This is a genomic window from Actinoplanes sichuanensis (assembly GCF_033097365.1).
GTDB classification, from domain to species: Bacteria; Actinomycetota; Actinomycetes; order Mycobacteriales; family Micromonosporaceae; genus Actinoplanes; species Actinoplanes sichuanensis.
In genome coordinates, this window is record NZ_AP028461.1 from 3,760,068 (window position 1) to 3,775,154 (window position 15,087).

General features: G+C 72.6%; 10 protein-coding genes. 7 read left to right on the forward strand and 3 right to left on the reverse strand.

The window, feature by feature from the left end; translation table 11 throughout:
• Window positions 1–15: 15 nt before the first annotated feature.
• From Q0Z83_RS17160 to Q0Z83_RS17180, 5 genes are all read left to right on the forward strand, one after another.
• Complete coding sequence (locus tag Q0Z83_RS17160; protein ID WP_317794940.1) at window positions 16–546, forward strand: hypothetical protein; 531 nt, start codon at window positions 16–18, stop codon at window positions 544–546.
• An 80-nt stretch (window positions 547–626) separates the two neighbouring features.
• Window positions 627–1,781 carry a DegT/DnrJ/EryC1/StrS family aminotransferase gene (locus Q0Z83_RS17165; RefSeq protein ID WP_317794941.1) on the forward strand — a complete coding sequence of 385 codons (1,155 nt, stop codon included), beginning with the start codon at window positions 627–629 and terminating at the stop codon, window positions 1,779–1,781.
• Window positions 1,778–2,464, forward strand: coding sequence for a sugar transferase (locus Q0Z83_RS17170; protein WP_317794942.1), 687 nt, complete (start codon window positions 1,778–1,780; stop codon window positions 2,462–2,464). Before Q0Z83_RS17165 ends, Q0Z83_RS17170 begins: the two co-directional genes overlap by 4 nt.
• A complete protein-coding gene (locus tag Q0Z83_RS17175; RefSeq protein ID WP_317794943.1) occupies window positions 2,457–3,092 on the forward strand; it encodes a NeuD/PglB/VioB family sugar acetyltransferase in 636 nt (211 codons plus the stop codon). Before Q0Z83_RS17170 ends, Q0Z83_RS17175 begins: the two co-directional genes overlap by 8 nt.
• Window positions 3,093–3,104: 12 nt before the next feature.
• The gene (locus tag Q0Z83_RS17180; protein ID WP_317794944.1) at window positions 3,105–4,373 is read left to right on the forward strand and encodes a glycosyltransferase family 4 protein; all 1,269 of its coding nucleotides are present in this window, start codon (window positions 3,105–3,107) and stop codon (window positions 4,371–4,373) included.
• Here Q0Z83_RS17180 and Q0Z83_RS17185 read toward each other — a convergent pair.
• The 3 genes from Q0Z83_RS17185 to Q0Z83_RS17195 are packed head-to-tail and all read right to left on the reverse strand — an operon-like array spanning window position 4,292 to window position 8,148.
• Window positions 4,292–5,485 carry an O-antigen ligase family protein gene (locus Q0Z83_RS17185; RefSeq protein WP_317794945.1) on the reverse strand — a complete coding sequence of 398 codons (1,194 nt, stop codon included), beginning with the start codon at window positions 5,483–5,485 and terminating at the stop codon, window positions 4,292–4,294. The genes Q0Z83_RS17180 and Q0Z83_RS17185 overlap by 82 nt on opposite strands.
• Window positions 5,482–6,771 carry a lipopolysaccharide biosynthesis protein gene (locus Q0Z83_RS17190; RefSeq protein WP_317794946.1) on the reverse strand — a complete coding sequence of 430 codons (1,290 nt, stop codon included), beginning with the start codon at window positions 6,769–6,771 and terminating at the stop codon, window positions 5,482–5,484. The genes Q0Z83_RS17185 and Q0Z83_RS17190 overlap by 4 nt, the downstream gene beginning before the upstream one ends.
• A 3-nt stretch (window positions 6,772–6,774) precedes the next feature.
• Window positions 6,775–8,148: a polysaccharide biosynthesis tyrosine autokinase gene (locus Q0Z83_RS17195; protein ID WP_317794947.1), complete on the reverse strand. Its 1,374-nt coding sequence runs from the start codon at window positions 8,146–8,148 to the stop codon at window positions 6,775–6,777.
• Window positions 8,149–8,230: 82 nt separating this feature from the next.
• On the opposite strand from Q0Z83_RS17195, the gene Q0Z83_RS17200 reads away from it, so the two are divergent.
• Window positions 8,231–10,195: a polysaccharide biosynthesis protein gene (locus Q0Z83_RS17200; RefSeq protein ID WP_317794948.1), complete on the forward strand. Its 1,965-nt coding sequence runs from the start codon at window positions 8,231–8,233 to the stop codon at window positions 10,193–10,195.
• A gap of 42 nt (window positions 10,196–10,237) precedes the next feature.
• Window positions 10,238–15,067: a DUF4011 domain-containing protein gene (locus Q0Z83_RS17205; protein ID WP_317794949.1), complete on the forward strand. Its 4,830-nt coding sequence runs from the start codon at window positions 10,238–10,240 to the stop codon at window positions 15,065–15,067.
• Window positions 15,068–15,087: the final 20 nt, after the last annotated feature.

The window sequence follows — 15,087 nt, forward strand, 5'->3', positions numbered from 1 at the left end:
GCCACCGTTGGCGGCATGACCGTCACCACCGGGTCTGCGCTTCTCGATCACCCGCGGCCCACCGTTCCGTTACGGCACTTCGGCATCAGTCTGGGGCACCTCACCGAGGGTTCCGCCGAGGCCTGGATCCGTTCACTCCGTCTTCCCGAGGTCGCGCAGGCCTGCACCCATCGCGCCGAGTTCCCGTTTCCGCACGTCGCGGTGAGCGTGGCGCTGCCCCTCGGCGTCGGCCTGCCCGCCGAGACCGCCGGTTCGGCGTTCCTGGAGGCCGCGATGGCGGCCGGCGCCGCCCATGCCACCGGCCGGTCCGGCCGGGCCCTGCACTTCCGCGGCGCCTCGGCGTTCAGCCGCCCGGTCACCGTTCACAAGATCCTTTCCAACACCGATGTGGTACGGGTGACCGCCGGCACCGCCGATGCCCGTCCAGGCGACGTGCTCGACTGCGGCCGCGGCCTCACCCCGCACTGGGTCGACGGCGAGCTGACCGTGCGGACCGGTCGCCGCCTCGACGGAGTCCTCGTCCCGCTTCCCGGTTTCCGCCGCTGACCAGCTGATTCTCCCGGTCCCGCTCAGTGTGGGCGGGCGCGTGCCGAACAGAGACGGCAGGCGTACGAAGGAGTACCGGGATGGCGCTGGCCGGCACCGAGCACGATCAGGCGGTTCTGTTGTCCGCTCCCGACATCGGCGAGCTGGAGCAGGAGTACGTACTGGCGGCTCTGCGGTCCGGGTGGGTGGCGCCGGCCGGGCCGGATCTGGACCACTTCGAGCGGGAGATCGCGCGCCGGGCCGGGGTGCCGCACGCGGTGGCGGTGAACTCGGGCACGGCCGCGTTGCATCTGGCTCTGGAGGGGGTCGGCGCCGGGCCGGGTGACGTGGTGGTCGTGCCGACGCTCACGTTCGCGGCCACCGCCAACGCCGTGCTCTACACCGGTGCCACACCGGTCTTCGCCGACTGTGACCGGGCCACCGGCAATCTCGACCCGGAACTGCTGGCCGGGCTGCTGGCCGACCTCGATGCCGAGGGCGCCCGGGTGCGCGCGGTCACCACGGTCGACCTGTACGGGACGTGCGCCGACTACAGCCGGATCCTGCCGGTCTGCGAGCGGTACGGCGTACCCGTGGTGGAGGACGCCGCGGAGTCACTGGGGGCCGCGCACGCCGGGCGGCCGGCCGGGTCGTTCGGGCGGGCGGCGGCGTTCTCGTTCAACGGCAACAAGATCATGACGACGTCCGGTGGTGGCATGCTGGTCACCGCCGACAGCGGGTTGGCCGATCGGGCGCGTTACCTGGCCGGGCAGGCGCGTCTGCCGGCCGAGCACTACGAGCACGCCGAGGTCGGCTACAACTACCGGCTGAGTAACGTGCTGGCCGCGCTGGGTCGGGCCCAGCTGGCCCGTCTGGACGCGATGATGCGGCGCCGCCGGGCGGTCCGTGACGGGTATGCCGAGATCTTCGCCCCGGTCGATGGGGTACGCCTGCTCGGCGGCGACGACCCGGCCGGGAACTGCTGGCTGACCGTGATCGTCGCCGACCCGGACCGGACCGGCTGGCGCGCCCGCGACCTGGCCGCCCACCTGAGGGCCGGCGAGGTGGAGACGCGGCCGGTGTTCAAGCCGATGCACCGGCAGCCACTCTTCGCGGGCGCCCGGTCGTGGCTCAGTGGTGCCGCCGACGCCCTGTTCACGAACGGTCTCGTGCTGCCCAGCGGCTCCGCGCTCGACCGGAGTCAGGTCGATCGGGTGCTCGACGGGATCACCGGGTTCCTGGCTGGCCGCCGATGAGACCCCGACTTGCGAGCAGTGCCCGGCCGGCGGCGGGGAGCGGGCGGGCGAGGCGCTGCGACCGGGTGCAGCGGGCGATCGACGTCGTGGTCGCCGGTGGGCTGCTGGTGGTGAACGCGCCGGTGATCGCCGGGGTCGCGGTAGCGGTCGCCGCGCGGCTGGGCCGTCCGGTGCTGTTCCGACAGTTGCGGCCGGGACTGGACGGGCGGCCGTTCACGCTGATCAAGTTCCGCACGATGCACGACGTCGACGAGGAACACGGCCTGGTCAGCGACGCCGACCGGATGACCGGGCTGGGCCGGGCCCTGCGCGCGGCGAGTCTGGACGAGCTGCCGACGCTGTGGAACGTGCTGCGCGGCGACATGAGCCTGGTCGGGCCGCGGCCGCTACTCATGCACTACCTGGACCTCTACACCCCGGAGCAGGCGCGTCGGCATCTGGTCCGGCCGGGGGTCACCGGTCTGGCCCAGGTCAGCGGCCGGAATCTGCTGAGCTGGGAGGACCGGCTCGCGTTGGACACCTGGTACGTCGATCACCGCTCGCTGGCCCTGAACCTGCGGATCTGCGCGCGGACCGCGCTGGTGCTGCTGCGCCGGGTCGGCATCGCGGCGCCCGGTTCGGTGACGATGCCGCAGTTCACCGGCTCGCCGCCGGTGGTGGGACGGGAGGCCGGCGGTGCCTGAGCCGGTGGTCATCGTGGGCTGTGGCGGCCACGGCCGGGAGATCTTCGGCATCGTCGCGGCGGTCAACGACGGCCTCGGCGACCCGTGGAAGGTGCTGGGTTTCCTCGACGACGATCCGGCCGAGGCGAATCTGCGCGCCCTGGACCGGCTCGGTTCGGCCTGGCTCGGACCGAACGCGCTGCTGGCCGAGTTGGACGCGCACTTCGTGATCGGGATCGGCGACCCGCGGATCCGGGCGGCGGTGGCGGCCCGGTTGGATCCGCTCGGCCGGCCGGCGGCGACGCTGGTGCACCCGGCGGCGACGGTCGGGCTGGGCAACGCGGTGGCCGGCGGGGTGGTGATGTTCGCCGGGGCGCGAGTCACCACGAACGTGACGCTGGGCCGGCACGTGCATCTCAACCAGAACGCGACGGTCGGTCACGACGCCGTGCTGGCCGATTTCGTGCAGGTGAATCCGTCGGCGGCGGTGTCCGGTAACTGTGTGCTCGGTCGGGAGGTGCTGATCGGCACCACCGCGTCGGTGCTGCAGGGCCGGTCGGTCGGCGCGGGCGCGACGGTCGGCGCGGGTGCCTGTGTGGTCCGCGACGTCGAGGCCGGGGTCGTCGTCAAGGGCGTGCCCGCGAGGTAGAAGGGTCGGCAGGTGCGGATCACCTACATCCATCAGTACTTCAAGACGCCGGGCATGTCCGGTGGGACGCGGTCGTACGAGTTCGCGCGTCGGCTGGTCGAGCGGGGCCACGAGGTCCACATGATCACCGGCGATCCGGACGCCGACCGGGCCCGGATCACCGACGAGGCCGGGATCGTCGTGCATTGGCTTCCGGTCGCGTACAGCAACGCGATGTCGTACCGCCGCCGGTTGTGGTCCTTTCTCGGTTTCGTCGGAAAGTCGGCGCTGGTGGCCGGGCGGCTGCCGCATGATCTGGTGTTCGCCACGTCGACGCCGCTGACCGTGGCGATCCCGGGGGCGTGGGCGGCGCTGCGTCGGCGGGTGCCGATGGTGCTGGAGGTCCGCGACGTGTGGCCGGAGCTGCCGGTCGCGATGGGCGCGCTGCGTTCGCCGGTGAGCCGGTGGGCCGCCGAGCGGCTGGAGGCGTGGGCGTACCGCCGGGCGGCGCGGGTCATCGCGTTGTCGCCGGGGATGGCCGCGAGCATCCGGCGCCGGTTCCCGCGGGTGCCGGTGACCGTGGTGCCGAACAGCTGCGACCGGACGCTGTTCGCCGGGGCGGGCCGGGCCGGGGTGGCGCTGCGGCAGGAGACGCCGTGGCTCGGCGACCGGCCGCTGATCCTGTACGCGGGCACGCTCGGCGTGGCCAACGGGGTCGACTATCTGGTTCGGATGGCGGCCCGGCTGATCGACACCGATCCTGAGGTGCGGATCGCGATCGTCGGTGACGGGCGGATGCGCGCCGGGATCCGGGCTCTGGCCGCCGAGCTGGGCGTCCTGGACCGCAACCTGTTCCTGCTGGGCCCGGTCAGCAAGGCCGAGGTGGTGGCGTTCTTCGGTGCCTGTGATCTGGCCGCGTCGGTGTTCGTCGACGTGCCCGAGCTGGGCGCCAACTCGCCGAACAAGGTGTTCGACGCGTTCGCCGCGGGCCGGCCGGTGGCGGTCAACCACGACGGCTGGATCGCCGATCTGATCACCGAGAGCGGTGCCGGGCTGGTGCTGCCGCCGCATGACACGGGGCGGGCGGCGGCCGCGGTGTCGGCGTTCCTGTCCGACCGGGCCGGGTGCCGGGCGGCCCGGGCGGCGGCGTACGCGCTGGCCCGCGACCGCTTCGACCGGGATCTGCTGTTCGAGGACTTCGTGGCGGTGCTGACCGCGGGTCAGCGTGGCGAGGCGACGGTGACCGGTGCGGGCCGGACCGCGGCGAGCAGCAGGAGGATCCACATCAGTCGGGCGTCGTAGTAGTCGCCGGAGAACAGGCTGGCCGCGCCGATGAAGATGCCGCAGTAGGCCGCGGTCCGGGCTTCCAGGCTGCGCTCCCGCAACGGCACCCGGGTGTAGGCGTGCCACAGCCCGAGCCAGGCGGTCAGCAGCAGGGCCAGTCCGACGAACCCGCCCTCGGCGGCGATCGACAGCGGCAGGTTGTGCACGTAGCGCTCACCGAAGCCGAGGTCGGTGACGGTGTAGAAGCCGTTCAGGCCGGTACCGAGGATCGGGTGCTGGAAGAAGATCCGCAGGGCCATCTGGAACAGCACGTCACGGGACGAGGCGTACCCCTGCCCGATGGTGGCCTCGACGAACCGGGACTGGACGTATCCGGCGATCGACGGCCCGGCCGTGATCACCAGGACCGTGCCGAGCACCGCGACCAGGGCGAGCGGTTTGGCGATCCGGTCGAAGTCGATGCGGGGTCGGATGGCGAGCAGCGCTACGGCGATGGTGACGCCGAGCGCGACGATGCCGCCTCGGGAGCCGGAGGCGATCGCGCCGAACAGGAACGCCGGGATCGGCACGAGCCAGATCAGATTCTCGCCGCTGCGCAGGTACAGGTAGAGCGACGTGATCATGCCGAGGATCATGATCCGGATGAAGACGTTGGGGCCGCCGCCGAGGGCCGCCCATCGGCCGTTGGCCTGGTGGCCGCGGCCGGACGCGGCGGCCAGGAAGTAGACCCAGGCGGCGGCGTGGAACAGTTTCAGGGTCGTCGCGGTCACCTGGTCGCGGTCCCAGGCGGCCAGGTTGAAGTAGACGACCAGCAGCCCGGCGATGGCGAGCAGGTCGCCGAGCATCGGGCCGGTCACCGAGCCGGGCGGCACCCAGAACACCGACATCGCCTGGTAACCGAGCAGCGCCAGGATGCCGAGCAGGGCCTGGCCGCCCTCGACCGGGTGTCCGCCGGTGTGATAGGCCTCCAGGAACAGAGACAGGAGCAACACCAGGAACAGGGGTACGCGTACGTCGTTCACGACCGGCACGTCGAAGCCGACCCGGTCCAGGGTGAAGCGGCCGGACAGCGTGACGAAGAAGGCGATCAGGACGACCAGGCCGGGGCGGGTCTCTCCGGCGGTGGTCATCGGCGGGGCTGCCGCAGGGCGTAGGCGGCGAGGCCGAGCGCGTCCAGGCCGAGCGCGGTGCCCGCGGCGGCCAGGGCCAGCATCGCCGCGTAGTCGGCGGACAGGAACCGCACCCCGATCGCGGTCACCAGGATCTCCAGGACCAGGCAGGCCAGCAGCAGGCGGCTCATGAACTTCGGGTCGAGCAGGGTGTCCATCGTCGGGCGGGCGGCGTAGAACATCGCCAGGGGGATCGCGGCGAGCACACCGAGGCGCAGCACCGGTACGGCGTCGTCGAACTCGGGTCCGAGGAAGCCGTGCACCAGGGCCGGGGCGAACAGCCAGATCACCCCGGTCGGCAGTACGGCCAGCAGGGCGGCCAGCAGTGGCAGCACGGTGAGCAGCTGGCGGACGCCGCCGTCCTCGCCGGCCCGGTGGAACAGCCGGCTCAGTCGGGGCATCAGCACCGGGGTGAGCATGGCGAACACCGAGCAGATCAGGGTGACCGCGGAGGTGGTGAACCCGACGTACCCGGCCTCGGCGCTACCGGGCATCAGCACCGCGACCGCGAACGTCGGGAAGGTGTAGAGGGTGGGCAGGGCGAATTCTCCGGGCATGCGGCGTACGCCGTACGAGATGAGGGTCTTGACGTCGGGTTCCGGGGTCTTCTCGGTGGTGGTCGGTTGGCGCCGGACCACCCACGTCGCCCACACGCCGACCAGTGCCGTCCCGGCGCCCTGGATGATCAGGAAGTCCTCGATCCGGTCGGCGCCGAAGAACGCGACCAGCGGGATCAGCCCGAAGCCCAGCCCCATGACCAGGTTGGAGTCGATCACCTGTTGGTTGCCGCGCAGGGCCGCCAGCGAGACCGTGCACAGGCAGTTCCCGGCCAGCATGATCAGTGCGGCGGTGACCGCGGTCCGGCCGCCGGGCAGCCCGAGCAGTCCGGCGATGTCGGCACCGGCCGCGACACCGGCCAGCCCGACGACGGTGACCAGCACGGCTTCGACGGCCAGCGCGTGCCGGGCCAGGCGCCTGGTGGTGTGTTCGGTGCGCGGCAGGTATCGGTGCAGGCCGACGCCGAGGCCGAGGAGCAGGACCGGCTGGAGCGTGCTGACCGTGCCGCGGGCGATCTGGTAGTAGGCGAAGCCGCTGACGCTGCCGCGCTGGGCGACCAGGTGGAACAGCAGCAGTCCGACGCCCAGCACGAACCACTGGACGACCAGGGTGGTGACGTAGTCGCGCCGGACCGCGGCGGGCACACTTCGCAGCAGGGTCCGCAGGCGCAGGCGTTCACGGGCGGGCATGCATCACGCCGCCTTCGGCCCGGACAGGTAGCCGCCGTAGTTGGGCACGGCGTCCGGGCCCTTGCTGGCGACCATGTTGAGCACGCAGCCGAGCAGTGTGGCGTTGACCGCGTGCAGCGCCCGGACCGCCGCGGTGACCTGCGCCGACGTGGTTCGGCGGGCGCGTACGACGAGCAGTGTGCCGTCGGTGCGGGCGGCGACCACGGCGGCGTCGGTGACCGGCAGCAGCGGCGGGCAGTCGAAGATCACCACGTCGAATCGGCGGCGTACCTCGTCGACCAGCTCGGTCATCCGCGGCGAGCTGAGCAGTTCGCTGGGGTTCGGCGGGGTACGGCCACTGGCCAGCAGCCACAGCCCGGCGCCCCAGGGCTGCAGCACCTGTTCGAGGCGCGCGGTGCCGTCCAGGACGGTGCTCAGCCCGGCCGCGTCCTCGCGCCCGAGGAACGCGGCCAGCCGGGGGTGGCGCAGTTCGGCGTCGACGACCAGGACCCGCTGGCCCGCCTCGGCGAACAGCAGCGCCAGCCCGCACGCGGTGGCCGAGCGTCCCTCGCCGGGTACCGCGCTGGTCACCGCCAGGGTCTTCACCGACCGGGCGGCCGCGGCGCACTGCACCTGGGTGCGGATCTCCCGTAGTGCCTCGGTACGGGCCGAGCCGCTGGCCGAGACGAACGGACCGCCCGGGTCCATCGGCACCCGGGCCAGCACCGGCGCCGAGGTGAGCACCTGCAGCGCCTCCGCGGTGCGTACCGTCTGGTCGGCGACCTCCCGGCCGACCGAGCCGACCGCGCCGATCACCAGCCCGGCCACGGTGGCCAGGGCGAAGTTGTTGAGCGCGTTGGGGAAGACCGGGTCCTCGTCGAGCGCCGGGCCGGAGACGACGGTGACCTTGACCGTGGAGGGTTTGGCCGGTTCCGGGCGCTCCAGGTCCTCGACCGCGGTGGTGAAGCGCTTGGTGATCCGGGCGAGCAGCAGCAGCGCCCGGTTGGGGTCCCGGTCCTCCACGCTGACCTCCATCATCACCGTGTCGGCGACGGTCTCGGCGGCGATCGCCTCGCGGACCTCCTCGGCGTCCAGGTCGATGCCGGGGGTGCCGGCCAGCGGGGTCGCGACCTCGTCGCTGGTCAGCAGCTTGGCGTAGGTGGACAGCCGGCTGACGTTGAACATGCTGGCCGGGTAGAGGTCGGTGGCGCTGGTGATCGGGGTGGAGAAGAAGAAGGTGACCCGGGCCGCGTAGATCGGGGTGCTGTAGAGGTTGACGATCAGGGCCACCCCGAGCGAGAACGCCACCGAGGCGGCCAGCAGCCATCGGTTCCGACTGGCGACGCGGAGGTACTCCCGCAGGCCCACCGAGACCCCCATTCCGCGGCTGACCACCACGATATGGCTATCGATCGAGTGAATTCCTGAAAACGGAAAAGTCGGTTTAAATCATAATTCAAAGCTTGATACGCTGCCGAACATGAGGGGCGCTCGCCTGCTGCCGCTACTCGTGGACGGCATCGCGTGGGGAGCCGGTCTGCTCGCGGCGGTCCACGCCCGATACGACTTCACCCCCAGCCACCGGCACCTGGCCGGCGCCCTGGCCACGGTCGCGCTCGCGGTGGTGCTGCAGGCCACCATCGGACACACCCGGCAGCTGTACCGGGGGCGGTACCGGTTCGCCAGCTTCGACGAGGTGCACGGGGTCGCCACCACCACGACCGCGGTCACCTTCGTCCTCACCATCGCCGGCATGCTGCTGTCCCGGCCGCTGGTGCCGGTCGGGGTGCCCGCCGCCGGCGGGGCGATCAGCCTGGTCCTGATGATGGGCGCCCGCTACCTGCGCCGGCTGCAGATGACCCACCGGCTGCGGCCGGACCGCCGGATCGCGGCACCCGCGATACTGTTCGGCGCCGGGTCGGCCGCGGCCGTGCTGATCCACTCGATGCTGCACGACCCGAAAGGGCGGTACGTCCCGGCCGGGCTGATCGACGACGACCCGGACAAACGGCTACTGCACCTGCACGGCGTACCGGTGCTCGGCGGCCGGGACGCCATCGCCCGCGCACTCGCCGACACCCGCGCCGAACTGGTGATCTTCGCGGTGGCCAACGCCGACGCCGGGCTGGTCCGGGAGATCCGCGACCGCACCCTGGCCGCCGGCGCGGCGTTCAAGGTGGTGCCGTCGGTCAGCGAGCTGATGGACCACCAGGTGCAGGTCGGCGACATCCGCGAGGTGCAGGTCACCGACCTGCTGGGCCGCCACCAGATCGACACCGACCTGAGCGCGATCGGCGGCTACCTGACCGGTAAGCGGGTGCTGGTGACCGGGGCCGGCGGCTCGATCGGGTCGGAACTGTGCCGGCAGATCCACCACTTCCGACCGGCTGAGCTGCTGATGCTGGACCGGGATGAGACGTCGCTGCTGGCCGTACAGCTGTCGATCGACTCGCAGGCCCGCCTCGACGACCCGTCGGTGATCCTGGCCGACGTCCGCGACGCCGGGCGGATGCGGGAGATCTTCCGGTCCCGGCGCCCGCAGGTGGTCTTCCACGCGGCCGCCCTCAAACATCTCGCGCTGCTCCAGCGCCATCCGGCCGAGGCGATGAAGACCAACGTCCTCGGTACGTTGAACGTGCTGGAGGCGGCCGAGTCGGTGGAACGGTTCGTCAACATCTCGACCGACAAGGCGGCCGATCCGTCCAGCGTGCTCGGCTACTCGAAACGGATCACCGAGCGGCTCACCGCCTGGACCGCCGGGCGCAGCCGGGGCACGTTCCTGAGCGTCCGGTTCGGCAACGTGCTCGGCAGTCGCGGGTCGGTGTTCACCACGTTCAGCACCCAGATCGCCGAGGGCGGACCGGTGACCGTCACCCACCCGGACGTGACCAGGTATTTCATGACCACCCAGGAGGCGGTGCACCTGGTGATCCAGGCGGCGGCGATCGGGATGGACGGTGAGGCGCTGGTCCTGGAGATGGGTGACCCGGTGCGGATCGCCGAGGTGGCCCGGCAGATGGTCGCGCTGTCCCGCCGGGAGGTGCCGATCGTGTACACCGGGCTGCGGCCGGGCGAGAAGCTGACCGAGACGCTGTTCGGCAGCGGTGAGGTCGACCGGCGGCCGTTCCACCCGCTGATCTCGCACGTCGAGGTGCCTCCCGTCGACCCGAACCACCTGGTCCCACTGCCCTCCGGCGCCGATCCCCCGGTGCTGATCGCCGCGCTGGCCGAGACCTGCCACCTGCCGGCGCCCGCCGCGTCGGCCGCCGCGCCGGTGCCGGGGTCGCCGTCCGCGTCGGCCGCCGCGCCGGTGCCGGGATCGCCGTCCACGTCGGCCGCCGCGCCGGTGCCGGGATCGCCGTCCACGTCGGCCGCGGTGCCCGCGTCGGGATCGCCGCCCGAGGAGAGTTCTCGCGAGGAAATCCGACAAACGCGAAGAATCTGATTCTCCCGCGCGAAAGGGTCTCCTACTGCTGCAATCGGGAGCATGGGACCCCGTGGGGACGACGAGCGGCCCGAGCCGAGGCCGGCGCGGGCCGGCGTACACGCGGCGCTGCGGGCCTGGCGCGACAGTCTGCTCGACCTCGGCGACAACAACCGCCTGATCAACTTCGGTGCCGGTGGCGCCGACCTGGTGGAGATCACCGCGCCGGAGGCCGACCAGGTGCTCGCCGCGCTGCATCGCGGCACGCCCTGCACACTGGCCGGACCCGGCGGCGGCGACCAGGAGGCCGGCACGTTCCGCACCGAACTGCCGGAACGCACCCTCGGGCCCCTGCTGCGCCGGATGATGCGGCGCGCCCACCAGGAGTACCTGGACCGCGGCGTCGCCGTGCTGCACCTGGCGTTCGGGCTGCTGCACTGGCGGCTCGCGGTCGACGACGAGGACGCCGAGAGCGAGAGCGTCAGCTACGCCAGCCCGCTGCTGCTCCTCCCGGCCGAGCTGGTCGCCGCCGACCAGGGCCGCTACCCGGGTCTGCGGCTGCGCGACGCCGAACCGGTGCTCAACCCGGCCCTGGTGCTGCGGCTGGCCCAGGTCGGCATCACCGTGCCCCAGCTCGAGCCGGGCGCCGATCTGAACGTGTCCCGGTTCTGGGAACGGTTCACCGACACCGTGGCCCGCCCCAACGGCTGGCACGTCGAAAGGTCGGTGATCCTGACCTGCCTGACCTTCCACAAGGAGGCGATCTACCGGGACCTACAGGAGAACGAGGAACGCATCCTGGCGCACCCGGTGATCCGGGCGCTCGCGACCACCGACCACCGACGGCAGACCGAGCAGTTCCGGTTCACGCCGATCAAACCGGAGGACACCGACCGGCTCGCCCCGCCCGAGGACGTGCCGCTGGTGCTGGACGCCGACTCGTCCCAGCGTGCCTGCGTGGCGGCCGCCCTGGCCGGGCAGAGCTTCGTGATGGACGGACCACCCGGCACCGGCAAGTCGCAGACCGTCGCCAACATGATCGGGGCGCTGCTGCACGCCGGGAAACGGGTGCTGTTCGTCTCCGAGAAGGTGGCCGCCCTCGACGTGGTGCGGCATCGGCTCGCCGAGGCCGGGCTCGACCGGTACCTGCTGGAACTACACGGCCAGAAGGCCGGCCGACGAGAGGTCGCGACCCTGCTGGCCGCCGCCGTCGACGAGGCGCCCGAACCACCCGGTGAGGGCCCGGCGATCGACCGGGCGGCACTGCGGGAACGCCGGGAGAGACTCACCGCGTACGCCCACGCGATGAACGAGACCCGGCAGCCACTGGGTAAGAGTCTGCACGAGACGATCGGCCGCTGCGCCGCCCTGTTCCGGGTGCCGGCCGCCCCGGTACCGACGATCACCCCGAACTCGCTCACCCCGGACGTCGTGCACCGGATCCGGGAGGCCACCGACCAGCTGGCCCGCTCCTGGCGGGCGATCTCCGGCGGCGACACCCTGCTCTGGCGCGACGTGACCGTCCGGGAGCCGCTCGACCCGGCACTGAGCCGGGCCGAGAAGGCGCTGGCCGCACTGGCCCGGGTCGCACGCACCGCCGACGCGGCGGCCACCGCGTTCGGGCTGCGCCGGCCGTCCGACGCCGACACCCTGGCGCGGCTGGCCGAACACGCCGGGGCCCGACCGGAACGGGTCGCCGACGCCTGGCTGACCGCCGCCGACCTCGAACCGATCCGCGAGGCGGCCGGTCGGCGCGGTGACGACCTGGCCGCCGCCGCCCAGGCCGCCGACGCGGTCCGGCAGCGGGCCGGGGTGCCGTGGACCGCGCTGCCCTCCCCCGCAGCCCTGCCCGACGTGCCGTCGCTGGAGGCGCTGCCGGCCCCGGTCGACCTGGGTGCGCTGACCGCGTCCGACGCCGACGAGCTGGCGCTGTCCTTCACCCGGGCCGCCGAGCAGCTGGAGAAGCACCGGCGGGCGGTCGACCGGGTCACCGCCAAGCTGGGGCTGCCGTCGGCGACCTCCAGCCGCGACATCGCGCGGGTGGCCACCATCGTCGAACTGGGCAGCCGGCCGCACAAGCCGGAACGGTTCTGGTTCGGGCCGGGGGCGCTGGCCGCGGTGCAGACCGGGGCGAGCACACTGCGCCGGGCGCTGGAGGTGCTGGTCGGGGCGGAGATCCAGGCCCGGCCGTACTTCGCCGAGGCGATCCTGGCCCAGCCGGTCGAGGAACTGGCCGACCGGTTCACCAACGTGCACCGGGGCTGGCGGAGGCTGCTCGGGGCCTACCGGCGGGACCGGCGGCAGGTGGCCGGGTTCGTGCTGCCGACCGCGCACCTCGGCGACGCGATCTCCCGGATCGGTGTGGCCGTCGCCTGGAAACGGGCGCTGCAGGACCTGGCGGCCGCCGAACACTCGTACTCGACCGCGCTCGGACGGTACTGGCAGGGCCGGGGCACCGACTTCGCCGCACTCGACGACGCGATCACCGTGGCCACCTCGGCACTCGCCGCGGCGCCGCCGTCCGCCATCGAACCCGTGCTGGCCTACATCTGCTCCCCCGCGCCCGACCTGGTACCGGTGCAGGTGGTCACCGAGGCCCGGGACGCGTTGCAGCGCTGGCAGGCGACGCTGCGGCCGGCGCCCTATCCGGCGGCCCGGCCGGAGCTGATGACCGGGCCGATCGACGACGCGCTCACCTGGCTGCACGAGCACAGTGCGGCGCTGCGGGCGGCGGCCGGGACGGTCCGGGCCTACGACACGGCCACCGGGCGCAACCTCGACTACGCCGAGACGGTACGGCTGGCCGAACTGCGGGCGGCGGCCGAGTCGGCTGCGGCGGCGGTCGGTGGCCGTACCACCGAAATGCCGGAAACCGATCCGGCCGCGCTCGCCGCGGCCATCGCCTGGGCCGCGACCACCAGGGATTTCGCCGGTGGACCGCTCACCGAGACCCAGGTCGCCGCCCTGCACGACCTGCGCCCGCTGCCGCTGCTGAGCGAACGCGCCCAGGAGTGGGCCGGGGCGAGTCAGTTGGTGCTCGCCGGGTTCGGGCCGGCACGGCAGGCCGACCTGCGGGACTGCTTCGGCGACTACCGGCGGGCGGCGCGACTACTGCGTGACATGCGCGACGACAGCAGTGGTCAGGAGGAGTGGTTCGCCTGCCTCGACGCCCGCGACGTGCTCGCCTTCCACGGCCTCGACGCGGCCGTCGAGTTCTGCGCCGACCAGGGCCTGGACAGTGCGCAGGTGCCCGCGGTCCTGGAACGGGCCCTGCTGCACGGCTGGGTGGACGCGGTGGTCCGGGCCGACAGCCGGCTCCGGCCGTGGCGGGCCGAGGACCGGGACCGGCTGGTCACCGAGTTCCGGCAGGGCGACGAGAAACTCGCCCTGGCCGCGGCGCGGGAGATCGTCGCGGCGGTCGAGGCGCGGCGGCCCCCGGCCGACAGTACCGGCGCCGGCCTGCTGCGGCGGGAGGCGATGAAGGCCGAACGGCAGCTCCCGGTACGCGACCTGATCGCGCACGCCCGCGACGCGGTGCTCGCCCTGCGGCCGTGTGTCCTCGCGTCACCGCTGACGGTCAGCCAGTCCCTGCCGCCGGACATCGACTTCGACGCCGTGATCTTCGACGAGGCCTCGCAGGTCACCCCGGCCGAGGCGATCAACTGCATCTACCGCGGCCGGTCGCTGATCACCGCCGGTGACGATCGTCAGCTGCCGCCCACGTCGTTCTTCGACAGGTCGTTCGGAGCCGTCGAGCAGCACAGCGAGGTTCTCGACTACCAGTCCGTGCTGGAACTGGCCAAGGCCTGCGGGGCGTTCCCCGGCATGGGTCTGACCTGGCACTACCGAAGCCGGCACCAGGCTCTCGTGGCGTTCGCCAACGACGCGTTCTACCAGGGGCGGCTGAGCACCTTCCCGGCCCCGGCGATCGGTGGGCCGGACACCGGCGTGGAACTGTTCCCGGTGGCCGGCGTCTACCGGCGGGCGACCGGCCGCGACAATCCGGTCGAGGCGGAACGCGTCGCCGAGCGGATCGTGCACCATTTCACCACCCGACCCCGGCACTCACTCGGTGTCGTGACGTTCTCGGTGGCGCAGGCCGAGGCGATCGAACGGGCCCTGGACAGGATCGCGGCCGGGCATCCGGCACTGGAACGGGCGGTCACCGACGACCGGCTGCACGGCTTCTTCATCAAGAGCCTGGAATCGGTACAGGGCGACGAACGCGACGTGATGATCTTCTCGATCGGGTACGGCTACGACGAGAACGGCCGGATCAGCGCGAACTTCGGCGCGCTCAACCGGCCGAACGGCTGGCGGCGGCTGAACGTGGCGATCACCCGCGCCCGGTACCGAGTGGAGATCGTGACGTCGATCCTCTCCCGGGACGTGCCCGAGTCGGAGAACGAGGGAATCCGGCAGCTCGCCGCCTACCTGGACTATGTGGAACGGGACTCCGGCACCCACGGCCCCGATCCGCTCGAGGAGGCCGGGGACTTCGTCACCTCGGTGCTGGAGACGGTCCGGTCCTGGGGTTACCCGGCGCGGACCGGACTCGGCACGGCCGGTGGTCGGGTCGACATCGCGATCCGGCACCCGGACGACCCGGAGGGCGACTACCTGCTCGGGATCCGCTGCGACGGGCCGGGATACCGGGACTGCCCGGCCGCCCGCGACCGCGACCGGCTCAACGACCAGGTGCTGGCCGACCTCGGGTGGCAGCTGCACCGGGCGTGGGCGCTGGCCTGGTACCGCGACCGGGCCGGTGAGGAGGCCCGCCTGATGGCGGCGCTGGAGCGGGCGGCGCGGGCGCGCAAGAGCCGTACCGGCGCGATCGAGGCCCTGCCGGTGGACCGCCCCGAGGGCGCCCGCCAGACCGCCACCCGCCGCTGACCCCGCGCGGCTTCGATCAG